The organism is Lachnoclostridium sp. Marseille-P6806, from assembly GCF_964238185.1.
In the GTDB taxonomy this organism is placed as follows: domain Bacteria; phylum Bacillota; class Clostridia; order Lachnospirales; family Lachnospiraceae; genus Brotaphodocola.
In genome coordinates this window covers 302,142-319,149 of the sequence record NZ_CAXSLG010000003.1, presented here as the reverse complement: position 1 = coordinate 319,149, position 17,008 = coordinate 302,142, and the positions used below count along the sequence as shown (strand labels likewise).

At 47.0% G+C, this 17,008-nt stretch carries 16 protein-coding genes; all 16 read left to right on the top strand.

What is annotated here, in order from left to right:
• Window positions 1-114 precede the first annotated feature (114 nt).
• The 16 genes from ACESON_RS05590 (at window position 115) to ACESON_RS05515 (ending at window position 16,906) form a co-directional block, all read left to right on the top strand.
• Window positions 115-819 (top strand): response regulator, encoded by a 705-nt coding sequence (locus ACESON_RS05590; protein ID WP_177960052.1) that lies wholly within the window; start codon window positions 115-117, stop codon window positions 817-819.
• A complete protein-coding gene (locus ACESON_RS05585) occupies window positions 809-1,969 on the top strand; it encodes an ATP-binding protein (RefSeq protein WP_177960053.1) in 1,161 nt (386 codons plus the stop codon). Before ACESON_RS05590 ends, ACESON_RS05585 begins: the two co-directional genes overlap by 11 nt.
• Complete coding sequence (locus tag ACESON_RS05580; RefSeq protein WP_373108805.1) at window positions 1,969-4,602, top strand: hypothetical protein; 2,634 nt, start codon at window positions 1,969-1,971, stop codon at window positions 4,600-4,602. The genes ACESON_RS05585 and ACESON_RS05580 overlap by 1 nt, the downstream gene beginning before the upstream one ends.
• The gene (locus ACESON_RS05575) at window positions 4,602-5,564 is read left to right on the top strand and encodes an ABC transporter ATP-binding protein (protein ID WP_373108804.1); all 963 of its coding nucleotides are present in this window, start codon (window positions 4,602-4,604) and stop codon (window positions 5,562-5,564) included. Before ACESON_RS05580 ends, ACESON_RS05575 begins: the two co-directional genes overlap by 1 nt.
• Window positions 5,542-6,432: an ABC transporter permease gene (locus ACESON_RS05570; RefSeq protein ID WP_373108802.1), complete on the top strand. Its 891-nt coding sequence runs from the start codon at window positions 5,542-5,544 to the stop codon at window positions 6,430-6,432. The genes ACESON_RS05575 and ACESON_RS05570 overlap by 23 nt, the downstream gene beginning before the upstream one ends.
• Before the next feature lie 220 nt (window positions 6,433-6,652).
• Window positions 6,653-7,324 carry a Crp/Fnr family transcriptional regulator gene (locus tag ACESON_RS05565; RefSeq protein WP_373108801.1) on the top strand — a complete coding sequence of 224 codons (672 nt, stop codon included), beginning with the start codon at window positions 6,653-6,655 and terminating at the stop codon, window positions 7,322-7,324.
• A 257-nt stretch (window positions 7,325-7,581) separates the two neighbouring features.
• Window positions 7,582-7,908, top strand: a complete 327-nt coding sequence (locus ACESON_RS05560; RefSeq protein WP_177989892.1) for a 2Fe-2S iron-sulfur cluster-binding protein — start codon at window positions 7,582-7,584, stop codon at window positions 7,906-7,908.
• Complete coding sequence (locus ACESON_RS05555; RefSeq protein ID WP_177989887.1) at window positions 7,905-9,017, top strand: FAD-dependent oxidoreductase; 1,113 nt, start codon at window positions 7,905-7,907, stop codon at window positions 9,015-9,017. The genes ACESON_RS05560 and ACESON_RS05555 overlap by 4 nt, the downstream gene beginning before the upstream one ends.
• Window positions 9,014-9,514, top strand: coding sequence for a 4Fe-4S binding protein (locus tag ACESON_RS05550; RefSeq protein ID WP_373108800.1), 501 nt, complete (start codon window positions 9,014-9,016; stop codon window positions 9,512-9,514). The genes ACESON_RS05555 and ACESON_RS05550 overlap by 4 nt, the downstream gene beginning before the upstream one ends.
• Window positions 9,507-9,821, top strand: coding sequence for a (2Fe-2S)-binding protein (locus tag ACESON_RS05545; protein WP_373108799.1), 315 nt, complete (start codon window positions 9,507-9,509; stop codon window positions 9,819-9,821). The genes ACESON_RS05550 and ACESON_RS05545 overlap by 8 nt, the downstream gene beginning before the upstream one ends.
• Window positions 9,811-10,983, top strand: a complete 1,173-nt coding sequence (locus ACESON_RS05540) for an FAD-dependent oxidoreductase (protein ID WP_177989878.1) — start codon at window positions 9,811-9,813, stop codon at window positions 10,981-10,983. Before ACESON_RS05545 ends, ACESON_RS05540 begins: the two co-directional genes overlap by 11 nt.
• A gap of 85 nt (window positions 10,984-11,068) precedes the next feature.
• Window positions 11,069-11,983: a dihydrodipicolinate synthase family protein gene (locus ACESON_RS05535; RefSeq protein WP_177989875.1), complete on the top strand. Its 915-nt coding sequence runs from the start codon at window positions 11,069-11,071 to the stop codon at window positions 11,981-11,983.
• A gap of 23 nt (window positions 11,984-12,006) precedes the next feature.
• Window positions 12,007-13,368 carry an FAD-dependent oxidoreductase gene (locus tag ACESON_RS05530; protein WP_373108798.1) on the top strand — a complete coding sequence of 454 codons (1,362 nt, stop codon included), beginning with the start codon at window positions 12,007-12,009 and terminating at the stop codon, window positions 13,366-13,368.
• Window positions 13,369-13,378: 10 nt separating this feature from the next.
• On the top strand, window positions 13,379-13,789 hold the full coding sequence (locus ACESON_RS05525) for a PCC domain-containing protein (protein WP_373108796.1): 411 nt from the start codon (window positions 13,379-13,381) through the stop codon (window positions 13,787-13,789).
• A 21-nt stretch (window positions 13,790-13,810) separates the two neighbouring features.
• On the top strand, window positions 13,811-14,908 hold the full coding sequence (locus ACESON_RS05520; protein ID WP_373108795.1) for a TAXI family TRAP transporter solute-binding subunit: 1,098 nt from the start codon (window positions 13,811-13,813) through the stop codon (window positions 14,906-14,908).
• A 99-nt stretch (window positions 14,909-15,007) separates the two neighbouring features.
• The gene (locus ACESON_RS05515; protein ID WP_373108794.1) at window positions 15,008-16,906 is read left to right on the top strand and encodes a TRAP transporter permease; all 1,899 of its coding nucleotides are present in this window, start codon (window positions 15,008-15,010) and stop codon (window positions 16,904-16,906) included.
• Window positions 16,907-17,008 lie beyond the last annotated feature (102 nt).

Below are 17,008 nucleotides of genomic sequence, written 5' to 3'. Positions count from 1 at the left end.
GCATAAACCTGTATTTTATGTTACACTTATGAATAGAGTGAAGCATCGGGAAACAGCAGCTTCTGCAGATTCCCGCATACGGACAGAGAAGAATCACACAAGGAGGAAGCCAATATGGCAGAGACTAATATTCTGGTAGTTGATGATGAGCAGGAGATCGCGGATCTGGTGGAGATCTATCTGGTCAGCGATGGATATAAAGTATTTAAGGCGTCCAACGCCCAGGACGGGCTGGCAATTTTGGATAAGGAGGACATTCATCTGGTCCTTCTGGACATTATGATGCCGGGGATGAATGGTCTGGAGATGTGCAAGAAGATCCGGGAAACCAACAATATTCCCATTATTATGCTGAGTGCCAAGTCTACGGATCTGGATAAGATTCTGGGACTGGGAACAGGGGCAGATGACTATGTAGTAAAGCCATTTAATCCGCTGGAGCTGACTGCCCGGGTGAAATCCCAGCTGCGCCGTTATACCCAGCTGAATCCCAACAGCAATGTCCATGAAAGCTCCAAAAATGAGATCAGCATTCGTGGGCTGACGATTAACAAGGACAATCATAAGGTAACGGTTTATGACGAGGAGATTAAGCTGACGCCCATTGAGTTTGATATTCTGTATCTGCTGGCTTCCAATGCAGGAAAGGTATTCAGCACCGATGAAATTTTTGAAAAGGTGTGGAATGAGAAGGTTTATGAGGCCAACAATACAGTTATGGTACATATCCGCCGTTTGCGGGGCAAGATGAAGGAGGATGAGCGCCAGGACAAGATTATCACCACAGTGTGGGGGGTAGGATACAAAATTGAAAAATAAGAATCAGGCTCCGGGAAAAAATGATTTAAGACACAGATACCACACCCGGATTATTGCCAATGTAGTGTACAGCGCTCTGGTGGCTTTTCTGGTGGAGATATTTCTGGTGACGAATATTTCCATGCTGGCCGGATATGCAGAGGAGGCCCGGTGGAGCAATGCATTTTTGTCTATGGCAAATCGCTTTGATACTGTGATTGTTCTGGGCTATGTACTGGTGGGGATTGTGATCTTTGCTGTGACTTTTCTGATTCTCCAGGAGAAATCCATTGCCTACATCAGCAGAATCTCAGATGCTGTTACCAGTATTTCTGAAGGAGATTTGAATACTACGGTGGAGGTTCTGGGAGATGATGAGTTTTCTTCTATGGCGTCCAGTCTGAATAAGATGGTGGAGGATATCCGCTGGCTGATGGACAAGGAGCGGGAGTCAGAGCGGACGAAAAATGAGCTGATTACCAATGTGGCGCACGATCTCAGAACGCCTCTTACATCGATTATCGGATATCTGGAGCTGCTTTCCGGAAAGGTAGAGCTGCCGCCGGAGATGCAGAAAAAATACATAGACATTGCATACAGCAAGGCAAAGCGGCTGGAAAAGCTGATTGAGGATCTGTTTGGCTTTACTAAGATGAATTATGGCAGACTTTCTATGCATGTGTCGCAGGTGGATATTATCAAGCTGTTAGGACAGCTTTTGGAGGAATCCTATCCGAATTTTGCAGATAAGGGACTTTCTTACGAGCTGCAGAGCAATGTTCCGGCCAAGGTTATTACAGCTGACGGCAATCTGCTGGCCCGCCTTTTTGACAACCTGATCAACAATGCCATTAAGTACGGAGCTGACGGCAAGCGGGTGATGGTGAAGGTTGCGGCAGGGCCGGAGACGGTGACGGTATCTGTGACCAATTACGGATATGTAATTCCGGCAGAGGAGCTGCCTCTGATTTTTAACAAGTTTTACCGCGTGGAGCAGTCCCGTTCAACTCATACAGGAGGAACCGGGCTGGGGCTGGCCATTGTAAAAAATATCGTAGATATGCACGGAGGTACCATTGACGTGAAAAGTGATTTGAACGGTACAGTATTTACTGTAACGCTTCTGGTTAATTTTGATGTAAACAAAGAGCATTTCGGAAAGGCCGGGTGATGAATTTGAGACGCCGCATTCGAAATTCTCAGGAAGAAAGAAACTTTTCAGTCAGAACATCGAAGGCAGGATGGGCCGTCAGGGGGGCGGCTGTTCTGCTGGCTGGTGGGCTGGCTTTTTGTGCTTTATATATGACGGAAACAGCCATGGCAGCGCCGGAAACAAAGGCAGCTGAAGCGGGCACGGCGGGCCGGGAACTGCCGGAAGTAAGTGGCACGGTGGCTCAGGACAGGCAGGAACTGCCGCAGGTAACTGGTGCAGCAGGAAGAGAATCTGACAACAGCAGAGGGGAAGCAAAGCTTTCTCTGGAGGTCAGCTATGGCTATGGAAATAATGCTAAGGGCGGACGATACCTTCCAGTGGATGTGGAGCTTTCTAACAGCGGAACAGAAGCCTTCTCTGGAATGCTCCAGGCAAAAACGATGGAATCAGACGGTACGGTGTACCAGTACGAGTATCAGGTGCAGGCTGGAGCTGGAGAGGTGATGAGTGCCAGGTATTATATTCCCTTGGGAACCGGCGGGGATCAGATCCTTTTCACTGTTTCAGGAGAAGAGGGAAAAACTCTGGTGTATAAGCCTGTGAATCTGAATGTAAGCAGGGATGTGCCGGAAATGTATATCGGCCTTCTGTCGGATGATCCGGGAGAGCTGTCGTATCTGGACGGAGCAGGAATCAATTACAGTACCCTGAGAACCAGAACCTTTGAGCTGGATGAAGCCGATTTTCCGGAGGAGGAGATAGGTCTGGATCTTCTGGACGTTCTGGTTGTAAATGACTATAAGCTTCGCAATCTTTCGGAAAAACAGATTGCGGCGATTATGTACTGGGTACATGGCGGCGGCATACTGATTCTGGGAACAGGAGAGCGGGTGGACGATACTCTGGGGCGGTTTGCACCGGAGCTGCTTGACGAGTCTTATGGGGCTCCGAATCTGCGCCATATTAATCTGGGGGAGAATTTTGCTCTGGATGAGCCGGGGGCCGGAATGCTGGCGGTTTCCTGTGTGGATGTTTCTCTTCACGGGGGCAATGTGATTCTTTCCAGCAGCGGTTTTCCGCTTCTTACAGCAGCGGCCAAGGAACAGGGAATTATTGCTGTGGCAGCCTTTGATCTGGGGGATATCGGAGCGTTTTGTGAGAAAAACTCATCCTTTCTTGATTTTATGTTTACCAGTCTCCTGGGCGAAAACAGGATTAACCGTCTGGCAGAGCTGGTGTACAGCGGCAATTCTGATCGATACTGGTCTGTGCAGACGCTGATTGATACTGGCGATGTAGATAAGCTGCCGAATCTGTTTTTATATATGGCAGTGACGGCCATATATCTGGTTTTGCTGGGGCCGGGCCTGTATCTGTTTTTGAAAAACTGGGATCTGCAGATCTATTATCGGCGGGGCGTGCTGGTTCTTTCGCTGGTATTTGCAGGTATTATTTATATGATGGGTATTTCCACCAGATTCCGTTCTACATTTTTTACTTATGCATCGATCCGTGATGTGACCAGCGATTATGTTACGGACACTACTTATGTCAATGTAAGAAATCCTTATAACCGTCCTTATTATGTGGATTTGGCTCCGGAGTATTCGGTTCTTCCCATTACCAGCAGCTATTGGGGCGGATATGGCAACTGGGAGGAGCTGACAGCGGAAACTCCCTGGCAGACTGAAATCGTAGCTACAGAGGAGCATGTTCGGATTCAGGGACAGAACATTCCGGCCTTTACCTCCCGGTATTTCCGGCTGGAGAACAAGTCGGACAATGTGGAGCAGATTGGATTTGACGGAACGGTGGATTATTTTGAAGGGGAAATCGGAGGAAGTGTGACCAACCATTTCCCGTTCCCTGTAGAGAATGCGGCAGTAATGCTGTATGGAAACATGGTGCTGTTAGGCCATATGGAGGCGGGAGAGACAAAAAATCTGGCAGATTATGAGCTGATGCGGTTCCCGCTGGGCAATTCCTACGTGGTGGCTGACCGGATTACCGGAGAGCGGGATTTTGGCGCAACGGATATTAACAATAAAGAATATCTGCTGGCTATGGAGCGGTCAAATCTGCTGAAGTTTTACATGGACAACTATCTGACCGGTTATACGGCAGATGCGCGGCTGATTGCATTCAGCAGTCAGAAGGAGGAAACTCTGTTTTTGAAGGACAAGGCAGCGGAAACCTATGGAGTTACCATGCTGACGTCATCGATGGAGGTCAATGCATCCAGAGATCGCTCTCTGTATCGGTCTGTGCTGATGAAGGAGCCAAAGGTAGTGAGTGGAAGCTATGATTCCGCTGTTAATTCCATGGCGGGTATGGAGCCGCTGACGCTGGAGTATCAGCTGGGTGAGGATATAGATGTAGAGAGCCTGACTTTTGAATCTGTTAATGAAGAATTTCTGGAGGCAGACAGAAACAGCTTTACTGATGCGTTTACCGGAAGTATTTATTTTTATAATTACGGAACGGGTAATTTTGATTTAATGGAGCTGGAGGGACAGACGCTGGATGTGGAGGAGCTTCGCCCCTATTTGTCTCCGGGAAATACGCTGACTGTGCGGTATGTATATGACGGCATTGCAGGCTACAATGATCTGCAGCTTCCGATGCCGATGGTTGCAGGGAGGGAACGCTGATGCTGAAAATCAGAAATCTTCGGAAGGCATATGGAGGATACCATGCCTTAAACGGACTGGATATGGAGATTGCTGACGGGGCGCTCTATGGCTTTGTAGGGCCGAACGGAGCGGGAAAGACTACTGCGATCCGGATTATGACAGGACTTTTGCGAGCCGACAGCGGAACTGTAGAGATAGACGGAATGGACGCAGCCGCAGATCCCTATGGCCTCAGAGAGAAAATCGGCTATGTGCCGGATTCCTTTGGGGTATATGACAATTTGAAGGTGTCTGAGTATATGGAGTTTTTCGCTGCCTGCTACGGTATGGAGGGCTTTCAGGCAAGAAAACGTTCCAGTATGCTGCTGGAACAGGTAGGACTGGGGGAAAAGGCAGACTTTTTTGTTGAAAGCCTTTCCCGGGGAATGAAGCAGCGTCTTGGGCTGGCCAGAGCTTTGCTCCACAATCCGTCGCTGCTGATTATGGATGAGCCTACCAGCGGGCTGGATCCCAGAACCAGGATCGAGTTTCGGGGAGTTGTCAGAGAACTGAATGAGCAGGGAAAAACCATTCTAATCAGTTCGCATCTGCTGTCAGAGCTGTCGGAGCTTTGCAGTCACATTGGGATTATTGAAAGCGGGAAAATGGTAATCAGCGGAAGCATGACGGAGATTGTAGAGCGGATTCAGACCTCCAGACCGGTGATGATTACGATTCACAAAAATATGGAAACAGCGCTGAGGGTATTAAAGGAGCATCCGCTGGTGCGGACAATTACCGTAAAGGATAGAAGTATTATGGCAGGTTTTACAGGAAGTGCCGGACAGGAAAGTGAGCTTTTGCGGCAGCTGGTTGAGGCGGACGTTCAGGTTCTTGGCTTTAGCCGGGAGCCTGGAAGCCTGGAAGCAGTTTTCATGGAAATTACAGATGATCAGAAAGAAAAGGTGGTGTTGTCCTATGAAGACGAATCCGGTTTATAAGCGGGAGATTATGGTCAGCGCCAGAAGCATTCGTCTGGCTTTGGTTCTTCTGGTTTTTAACGGAATTCTGGCTCTGGTTGCCCTGCTGAATATGTATTCGACTCTGGCACAGGTTCGGCTGACTGCAGAGGTGCAGTATACCAGCTTTCTGGATTTGTATCTGTTTGTGGCTGCCCTGGAGTTTATGATGCTGATCTGTATTATGCCGGCCATAACGGCAGGAAGTATCAGTGGAGAACGGGAGAGAAAAACGCTGGAGCTGATGATGGCTACGAAAATGCGCCCATGGGAGATTGTAGTGGGAAAGCTGATGGCAGCTTTGAGCACTATGGCTCTTTTGGTGGCATCCAGTTTTCCGGTTCTTGCCATGGTATTTGTATATGGGGGGATTACCCTGGCGGATATTCTGATTCTTCTGCTGTGCTTTGCGGCAGCAGCCCTGCTGGTTGGCAGTCTGGGTGTGTGCTGCTCTGCCCTGGCGAGCCGCACAACGATTGCGACAGTGGCAACCTACGGAATTACAGCAGTTGTAATGGTAGGAACCTGCGCAGTTAATTATTTTGTCTGGTATATGAGAAGTATGCGGCTGGATGCGTATCTGGCATCTGCCGGACAGGCGGTGATTCAGAGGGGCTCCGGCGGTTGCCTTTATCTTCTGCTGGCCAATCCGGCAGCAACCTTTCTTTTGATTATCAGTCGTCTGACCGGACGGGAACGGGTATCAGTCAACGCAGGTCAGTGGTTTGGAAATGAAATGGAGGGAGCGGTAATTACCCACTGGGCATCCGTCAGTCTGGTCGTTCAGATTGGACTGGCAGCTCTTCTGATTTGGATTGCCATTCGGGCAATTTCGGAAAAAAAGAAGTAAAGAAACCAGCTTCTGCATTTGAAATGGATGGATAGTGACAGCTGGCTTAACAGAAAGCCCTGGGGATGTAACTCCAGGGTTTTTCTTATGGAATTCAGATACAATTTATTGCTCCATGGAATTTGACGAAGCCTGTAAATCATGATAAAATACTTAAAATAGATTGAAACATTTTTCCGAAAAGGGAGTGAAACAGGGTATGTTGTGGAGTAAATCAAGTTTGACAAAACCGAACGAGACACAAAAGGATTTAGAGAAATTAATTCAGGAGCGATCTACAATTTTAACTTATCCGGCAAAAAAGGTGTTTTTAGAGCCTGGAATGATTCTGGATGGGGTATATTATGTTGCCAGCGGGCGTACCTGCCATTATATGATGTCGCTGGATGGAACAGAAAAGATTCTATATACACTGGCAGCAGGCTGGTTTTATGGAGAAACGCCCTGTTCTTTGTCAGAACCCACAGGTTTGTATTCAAAAACAGAGGTAAAAAGTGTTCTTTATAAGCTTCCGCTTCAGGAGTATGATTATCTGATGGACACGAATAAGCTGTTTCGTGAAACTATTTTGTGCAGCTATTCCAAGAAGATGCTGATTATGCGCCATGAGATTGAGAACATTACATTTAATTCCTGCAAGGACAGGCTGAAGCTTTTATTCTGTTCAGCAGCAGATACGTCCAGGCTGATTGAGGGAGCCTGGTATGGAATGAATGTTTCTTATACGCAGTACGAACTCAGTACGATTGTGGGCGGCGCCAGAGTAACGGTGAGCAAATTGATCAGTGAGATGTGTGCAGAAGGTTTTATCCGAATGCTGAATCATAAGATTCAGATCAATGCGGCAGAGTATAGAAAATTTGCCAAGAATATGGAGGATGATAAATATTAGCTGAGGTAAAAGAAATAGAACAAGAAAGCGAAAAGTGTAACATTTTATACAAATAGTCGATTGCAACAATGTTTTTCAATAGATAGAATAAATAAAGAAGTTCATGTATGATACGTACATGAACTTATTTTTTGCACTATAAAATCAATAAAAAAATTAAAAAACAGTGCAAAATGACATGATAAGAAAAGCGGGATGAGTGAAAATACTGGCATTACAGACAAAATGCCGAAACGAAAAAGAAAGGGGGATTTTACATGGGAGAAACATATCGGGTGATGGAGCATCCGATTCTGGAAGAGCTTCGTGAGCCGGATACATACATCATCTATGACGGGAAAAAAATTCCGGCAGTGTCGGGAGAACCGGTGGCAGCGGCTCTTTTGGCAGCAGGTGTACGCATTATGAGACACACGGAAAAAAAGGATCAGCCAAGAGGAATTTTTTGTGGAATCGGACGCTGCAATGACTGCAAAATGGTGGTAGATGGAGTTCCGAACACCAGAACCTGCGTGACTCCGGTTCGTGAGGGAATGGTAGTGGAAACTCAGAAAGGCCTTGGACAATGGGAGGGACGAGAATGAGGGAAGTAGAACTCTTGATTGTAGGTGCTGGTCCGGCTGGTCTGTCTGCAGCCTGTGAGGCAGCAAAGGCCGGTGTTCAGGTTATGATAATTGATGAGAATTTAAGACCGGGAGGACAGCTTTTTAAACAGATTCATAAATTTTTCGGTTCCAGAGTACACCGGGCGGGAACAAGAGGATTTCGAATTGGAGAAATGCTTTTGAAGGAAACTGAGGAACTGGGAGTAGAGGTGCAGCTGGGATATCCGGTATATGGAATTTTTTCAGAAAACCATGTGCTTTATGGAAGCAGGGATGGCGTGAAAAAGCTTCATGCAAAAAAGATTATTCTGGCTACAGGAGCCAATGAAAACAATCTGTGCTTTGAGGGTTCCATTTTACCGGGTGTTATGACGGCAGGAGCAGCGCAGACCATGATCAATCTGCATCATGTGCTGCCGGGACAGAAAGTGGTTATGGTAGGATCCGGAAATGTGGGACTGATTGTTTCCTATCAGCTGCTTCAGGCCGGAGCAGAGGTTGTGGGACTGGTTGAGGCAGCTCCGGCGATTGGAGGTTATGGGGTACATGCCAATAAGCTGAAGAGGGCCGGCGTTCCTTTTTATCTTTCTCACACAGTTCAGAAGGTAACAGGCAAGGACGGGGTGGAAAAAGTAGAGCTTGTTCAGCTTGACCAGCAGTTCCATCCGGTGCCGGGAACAGAAAAGGTACTGGAGGCAGATACGGTTTGTATGGCAGTGGGACTGACTCCCATGACGGAACTGGCAGAGCTGGGAGGCTGTGAAATGACTGTAAGTCCTGCTCTGGGCGGCGTAGTGCCAATGCATGATGATGGAATGAAAACCACAAACCCGGATATATATGTTGCCGGTGATATTGCAGGAGTAGAGGAAGCCAGTACCGCTATGGAGGAAGGAAGGCTGGCAGGCGTAACAGCGGCAGAAAGCCTGGGCTATTTAGATAAAGAAACAGCCAAAGAAAAGCAGCGGGAAATTCATGAGCGTTTAAATCTTCTGAGAAGCGGACAGTTTGGAAGCCGCAGGGCAGATGCCAAGGCAAAAATAGAGCGGGATTATGAGGAATGGGAAGAAAGTGGGGTGCAGGTATGAATAAAACGAGATTGAGTGGACCTGGAATCCCGTCAGAAGAGCGGATGAAGCTGGGACCGGTGGCCTGTATTGAATGTCTTCAGCAGATTCCTTGCAACCCCTGTGAAGAGGCATGCCCAAGGGGAGCCATAACTGTAGGAAAAGAAATCACAGGTCTTCCTACACTGGACGAGGAAAAATGTAACGGCTGCGGAATCTGTATGACGAGATGTCCCGGACTGGCTATTTTCGGTTTAAATGCAGTATACAGTGAGAAAACAGCGTTAGTGAGCTTCCCTTATGAATATGTGCCGTTGCCGGTTAAAGGCCAGACAGTAGACTGTACGGATCGTCTGGGACAGTTTGTGACAAAGGGAGTGGTTCATCAGGTGAGAACAGCGAAGGCATTTGATCATACGGCAATTGTTACAGTAGAAATCCCGAAAGAATATGTGATGGAAGTTCGCTTTATTAATCGCCATTTTGTTGCCGGGCAGGAGGTGAACGCAGATGAATGAGTGGAAGCCGGAGGATGATAATATTTATGTATGCCGCTGCGAAGAGGTTACAGTGGGAGATATTAAGCGGGCGATTGCCGCAGGAGCAGACAGTTTAAAGGCGATTAAGATGAGAACCCATGCAGGCATGGGGGTATGTCAGGGGATGACCTGCAGAAAAAACATTGAAAAAATGCTGCGGGAGCAGAAAATAGATCTGGATCTTTGCCACGGCCATTTCCAGCGTTTTCCTGTACGTCTTTTGAATATTGGAGATATGGCCGCAGGACTGGAAGAGGAGGGAAGGGAGGCAGCGCATGAGGACTGATGTAGTCATTATCGGCGGTGGAGTGATTGGAAGTGCCATTGCCTATTATCTGACGAAGAGAGGAAAAAAAGTCATTCTGCTGGAAAAAAAGTACCTGGTAAATGGTTCGAGCGGAGCCTGTGATCAGGGAATTCTTCTGCAGTCCAAGGCTCCCAATGAACATTTGGTTCTGGGCATTTACAGCCTGGAGATGTTTAAGAAGCTGGAACAGGAGCTGGGACGAAAACTGGAGTTTGTACAAAAGGGATACCTGGTTTTGATTGAATCAGAACCGGAACTGAAGGTAATGCAGGAAATTGTACAAAAGCAGAATGAACTGGGACTGCCTTCTAAAATTATTACAAAAGAGGAAGCTCTTGCAATGCAGCCCGGTTTGAATCCGGATGCCTTTGTTGCAGCAGCCTGCTGTGACTGGGACGGTGAGGTAAATCCGTATATGCTGACCATGGCATTTGCAGATAAGGCGGAAGAGTTAGGGGCTGTTATTAAAACAGGATGTCCGGTAACCGGACTGGTGATGGAAGATGGTGCTGTAAAAGGCGTAGAAACGCAGGAGGGTACCATTTACGCAGATACAGTAGTCAATGCAGCAGGCGTATGGGCACCGGAAATCGGAGCAATGGCTGGACTGAAGATTCCCATTACACCGAGACGCGGCCAGGCATTTATAACAGAGGCAGTGCCTGAATTTATTCACAGAAGCGTGATCAATGCAAGATATATTGTAGCGAAGCATCATCCGGAGGTTTTAAAGAAAGATACATCAATGAAAGCAAAGCTGGGAGTTGGCTTATGTCTGACCCAGTCAGAAAAAGGCAATGTGATGTTTGGAGCAACCAGAGAATTTGTAGGGTATGATGTCTCCAATACGGTAGATGGTTTGAGTACCATTCTGAGTAATGCCGTACACCTGGTTCCTGGTTTGAAAAATCTCAATATCATCCGGACTATGGGCGGTTTGCGGCCTTACACTCCAGATGGACGGCCTTTGATTGGTTATGTGGACGGGGTTCCCGGATTCTTTATGGCAGCTGGTCATGAAGGAGACGGAATCAGTTTGGCGCCTGCTACAGGAAAGCTGGTATCAGATTTAATTGTAGATGGAAAAACAGAGGTTCCTGCAGCGGAAGGTTTTGATACCAATCGGTTTGCACTGAAATAAATTCTGCAGCTGTTCAGAGCCGGTTCTAAAGGATTGCAGAATGAAAATAATTATAAAAATCAAAAAGAAAAGAGAGGGAATCGTTATGACAAATTTACAGGGTTCTTGGGTAGCAATGCCGACTCCGTTTACGGAGGACAACAAAATTGATTTTCAGGGATTTGAGACACTGATCAATCGTCAGATCAAGTACGGCACATCCCAGTTATTTATTCTGGGTTCTGCCGGCGAAGTAACGCTGTTGACACAGGAAGAAAAGAAGGCTATTGTAAAAGAAGTTATTTCTATGACAAAGGGAAAAATTCCGGTGTTCTTCAGTGCAGCTTCTTTCACTACCGAAATGAGTGTAGAGTTTGCTCAGTACTGTGAGAAAGAAGGGGCAGATGGCGTAATTTTCACAGTTCCTCCTTATGTTCTGATTAATCAGCATGCAGCTCACACGCATCTGGATACCTGTATGAGTGCAGTAGACATTCCCTGCGGTATTTATAATAACCCCAGCCGTCTTGGTGTACAGGTAATGCCGGAAACGATTAAAAAGCTTTCTGATGCACATCCTAATTTTGTAGTAGATAAAGAGGCAATGCCCAGCGTAGAGCAGTTAGTGCAGGTACAGCGACTGTGCGAAGGAAAAGTGAAGATCATGTGCTGTGATTATCCGCACTATTCTATCGTAATCCCGACTCTGGGTGTAGGCGGAACCGGAACTGCAAACATTGGAGGAAATATTATTCCGGAAGAAGCAGCATTATATTCCAGACCGTGGACCAGCATGGAGATTATTGAAGAGTGCCGGAGCGAATATTTTAAGTGGTTCCCGCTTCTGCAGGAGCTTTACACCTTCAGCAACCCGATTGTTATTAAAGCAGCTTTACGGGTGCTGGGACTTCCGGGCGGTCATTTAAGAAAGCCTTATGAGGAGTATACAGGACAGAAACTGGCAAATCTGGAAAAGATGATGGGCGAGATGGGCGTTATTGATAAGTATGGTGTAAAATAAGCAAACCGGAAAGGGAAATCCATATGTCTGAAAAACTGATTGTAATTGGAGGTACGGCGGCTGGTCTCAGCGCCGCCTCCAAAGCAAAGCGTGTGAAACCGGAGATGGAGATTCAGGTTTTTGAAAAATCTGGATATATCAGTTACGGTGCCTGCGGCTTACCATATTTTGTGGGAGGAATGATTGCAGAGCCGGATGATCTGGTGAGCCTGACTGTAGAGCAGATGACGAATAAGCGGGGAGTGCCGACGTATATCCATGCTGAGGTGACAGACATTGACCGGGATGGAAAAACAGTGACTGTAAAAAATCTGGACAATGGAGAGGAAACGGTACATACCTATGATAAACTGGTGATTGCAGCCGGAGCCCGTCCGATTCGGCCTGATATTCCCGGAGTGGATGCGGAGGGTGTGTATTATCTGCGGACAGTAGAGGATGGAATCAGATTAAAGCATGCAGTCAGGGCAGAGTCCAAAGGGCGGGCTGTGATTGTAGGCGGCGGATTCATCGGACTGGAAGTGGCAGAGGAAATGGCATTGTCCGGTGTAGAGGTTCACATTTATGAAATGATGCCCAGACTGCTTCCGTTTTTAGAGGAAAGCTTTTCTGAGGAGGTTTTAAGAACATTGGAGAATCATGGTGTCCACGTTCATCTGGGAACAGGTGTCCAGGAAATCCTGACAGACGGAAAAACGGCTTCAGGAGTCAGGGATGGAAACGGCCAGGAGATACAGGTAGATCTGATTTTAATGAGTATTGGAGTAATGCCGAATTCAGAATTGGCGAAGAAAGCCGGACTGGAGCTGGGAATAAAGGGTGGAATTGCAGTGAATGATGAGATGCAGACATCAGATCCCAGTATTTATGCATGCGGAGATTGTGTGCAGATGAAGAATCGAATTACCGGGGAGGCAGCTTATGTTCCCATGGGGACTACAGCCAATAAGCAGGGCAGAATTGCCGGGGGCAATGTGGCAGGCGGCCATGAAACCTTTAAAGGAGTTTTAGGCTCCATGGTGACAAAGGTGTTTGATTTGTATATTGCAGCAACCGGTCTTACTCTCAGCCAGGCAAAGGCAGCCGGTTATGATGCAGTAAGTTCTGTTATTACCAAAGGCGATCGGGCATCCTACTATCCGGGAAGCCGGGACAATAAGCTTTGTCTGATACTGGATAAAAAGACCGGGCGTCTGTTGGGTGCCCAGGGAATCGGAAGCGAAAGTGTTGCCGGACGAATGAATGTTTTTGTGGTGGCAATAACCTGCGGAATGACAGTAGAAGAGATTAATGAGCTGGATCTGGTCTATTCTCCGTCCGTGGCACCGGTTTATGATCCGATTCTGATAGCAGCCAGTCAGGCAATGAAAAAGGTGGAGCATTAAGGAGAAAGGAATGAAAGGGTTATATGAGGTGACGGTCAACCGGGGAGAGGATATTCGCCAGGTGATCTCTGGTTATATTCTGGAGAAAGGCTGGGAGGAGGTCTTTATTGTAGGTGCCGTAGGATCCATTATTGACAGCGCTTACAACGCACCGATTGACAACAGTATTCCAATGAATCTGGCAACAAATGAATGTCCAAGGGCCGCTGAGCTGTTAAGCTTTAACGGCGAGGTGATGAAACGGGAGCGGATGGATGAAAATCTGGCAAAGGTCTATCCGGATAAAACCAGCCCCCTGTTTGTCCATATCCATGCCAGTTGCGCCACCGGAGACGGTAAGGTGTACGGAGGAGGCCTGGTGAAAGGAAAGGCATTTAGGGGAATTCGTATATTTCTGACACCATTAGATGAAAAAGAATAAACTTGAGGAGGGACTTACAATATGAGAAAAATGATGGCGTTGGTATTAAGCGCAGCAATGGCACTGTCGCTGACTGCATGCGGAGGACAGTCAGGAGAGAAACCTGCTGATACAAAAGCTGCTGGAAGCAGTACCGCAGCTTCGGAAGCGGCAGGCAGCGGTGATTCGGCTTCGGTAGATACCGCCGGTGTAGCAGCTCCTGGTTCTCCGGAGCGGTATTCCGTAGGGGGCGGTTCCGCGGGCGGAAACTTCTATATCGTAGGCGGCGGTGTTGCTACGGTAGTGAATAACCTGCTTCCTGATTATTTTGTTATGACAGCAGAGGAGACTGGAGGAGGAACGGCAAATCTTACCATGCTTCAGAATGGAGATGTAGAGTTTGGCGTAACCATGACCTCCTGTATTGATGAGGCTATGAATGGAACAGCAGAGTGGACGAACGGAAAGCCATTAGATAAGATCCGCGGTATGCTGCCGTTGTATCCCTCTTACCTGACAATTTATGCTTTGAAGAGCTCTAATCTGAATACCCTTCAGGACTTAAACGGTAAAATTGTAGGATTTGGTTCCAAGGGCGCAGCAATGGATTCTGTATACAGGGAAGCTTTCCCGGCTATGGGAGTAAATCCGAAGGATATTTTTAACGACGGTCATTCTGCTACGGCAACGGCTGTAGGTGACGGCCAGGTAGATGCAGCTCTCTTATACTCTCTGCCGCCTTTCGCAGCAATTACAGAGCTGGAAGCAACCAAAGAACTGACCTTTATCGGTCTGACAGAGGAAGAGCAGAATTATCTGACCAGCACCTATTCCTTTATGAAAGCAGGAAATATGCCGGCTGGTTCTTACCAGGGTGTGACAGAGGATCTGCCAGTTGTAATTGAGTGGAATGTATTATGTACCAGTTCTGATGTACCGGAGGATTATGTATATCTGATTACCAAGACTTTGATGGAAAACAATCCTCCGCTGGTTGAGGTTTATAAGGGACTGACCAATGTAACTCCGGAAAATACGCTGAACTTTAACTGCCCGCTTCACGCAGGCGTTGTGAGATATCTGGAAGAAGTGGGAATCGAGGTTCCGCAGGAACTGATTCCTGCAGAATATCAGGGATAAAAAAGAAAATTTTACAGGCAGACTGCCTGTGTCTGTGCTGCCAGGTTTCTGACAGCACAGATGCAGAATATTTTACAGTAAGCAAAAGGAGAAAATGGTTTGGAGAAGAAAATATCTTATGAGAAAATAGTTAAGTGGATTATTATCGCAATTTCCCTTTTTGCTGTATTCATTCATGTAGGGAACTATACGATATTCACCCTTCCCAGCATTATGTTTTATGCTTGGCATTTGATGATTGGAATGGTTCTGATTTTTCTGTACTATCCGCTGGGACGAAAACGGGAAAACAAATCAAAAGGATTTATTATAGCATGCCGCATCATTGACTGGATTCTGATTGCTCTGGCATTACTTATTGGATTTTATGTAGTGCTTAATTTTGATGCCTATTCTCAGATGATGCAGAATAACCAGCTGACTCAGGAAATGTTTGTGCTGGGAATTATTGTAACACTTTTAACACTGGAAAGCGGACGCCGGGTTTTGGGAAATGTTCTTCCAATTATCGCCATTATTGCTATTTTATATGCGTATTTTGGTGATAAGATTCCGGGGCTGTTTGGCCACAGAGGCTATAACACACAGCGTATTACCCTGTCGATTTTCAGCGATCGGGGCGTATACGGTACTCCTATCGGAACCTCGGCAACAAATGTATATCTGTTTTTACTGTTTGCAGCTTACCTGGCTGTGTCTGGTGCAGATCAGATTTTCCAGGATATTGCTATTGCAGCAGCAGGGCGCAAGAGAGGCGGTCCGGCGAAGATGGCAGTAATTGCCAGCGCATTTTTCGGAACCATTTCCGGAAGCTGTGTGGCTAACGTAGTAAGTACAGGCGCTTTTACGATTCCGCTGATGAAAAAGAACGGGTATCGGGCAAAATTCGCAGGCGCGGTAGAGGCGGTTGCATCTACCGGAGGACAGATTATGCCTCCGATTATGGGAGCAGCAGCTTTTGTAATGGCAGATATTACCGGTATTTCTTATGCGGAAATCTGTATTGCAGCAGTATTGCCGGCAGTGATGTACTATGTATGTCTGTTTAAGATGGTAGATTTAGAGTCAGTGCGTTTTGATTTGAAGGGACTTCCGGAGGATCAGATTCCGGATCTGAAGCAGTCTCTGGCCAGAGGAATGAAGCTGTTTGTTCCGGTGGCAGTGCTGCTGATTATGATGATCGGATTAAAGACTACTCCGATGAAAGCAGCGATCTGGTCGATTGCAGCAATTCTTGTTCTGGGATTTTTAGATAAGAAAGACAGGATGACGATAAAAGGAGTAGTAGATGGTGCTGTGGCAGCTGCAAAATCTCTCTGTGCAGTAGTTGGCGCCTGTGCAACTGCCGGAATTGTAGTATCCGTATTTTCTCTGACTGGTTTGGGTCTGAAGTTCAGTAACTTTATTGTTCAGCTTGGAAACAACGCGCTGATCCCAAGCCTGATTTTAAGTATGCTGGTTTGTGCAGTGCTTGGTATGGGTCTTCCTACCACCGCAGCCTACATTGTTTGTGCAACTGCGATTGCCCCGGCTCTGACGGGACTGGGTGTACCGGTTCTGGCAGCAAACCTGTTCCTGTTGTACTTTGCATCCTTATCTGCAATTACTCCGCCGGTAGCAGTAGCATCTTATGCGGCAGCGGGAATTGCAGAGGAAAATCCGGTTCAACTGGGACTTACGGCAGTGAAGCTTGGAATTACAGGATTTATCCTGCCGTTTGCCTTTGCTTTGAATCCGGATTATATAACGTTCCATTTTGATATACAGACTCTGATGACCTGGCTTTCCGGTCTGGTAGTTGCATACTCTCTGGCTATCGCATTCCAGGGATATGTGGAGAAGAAGATTACACTGGTGGAACGGGCAGTTTATCTGGGAATTATCTGTCTGGTAATTGTACCTAATTTCTGGAGCTCACTGACAGGTATCGTACTGTTTGCCGCCTTTTATGGATACCGGCAGTGGGAGGCTAAAAAAGCGGCAGGTGCCGTTTCCTAGACCGAAAATTTTTAAGAAAAAAGCATCTTTTTGTATGTTCAAGATGCAGATAATGTGATGACAAATTTCCTCTGAATAAAACAGACGGGGGGTGTCGCGAAA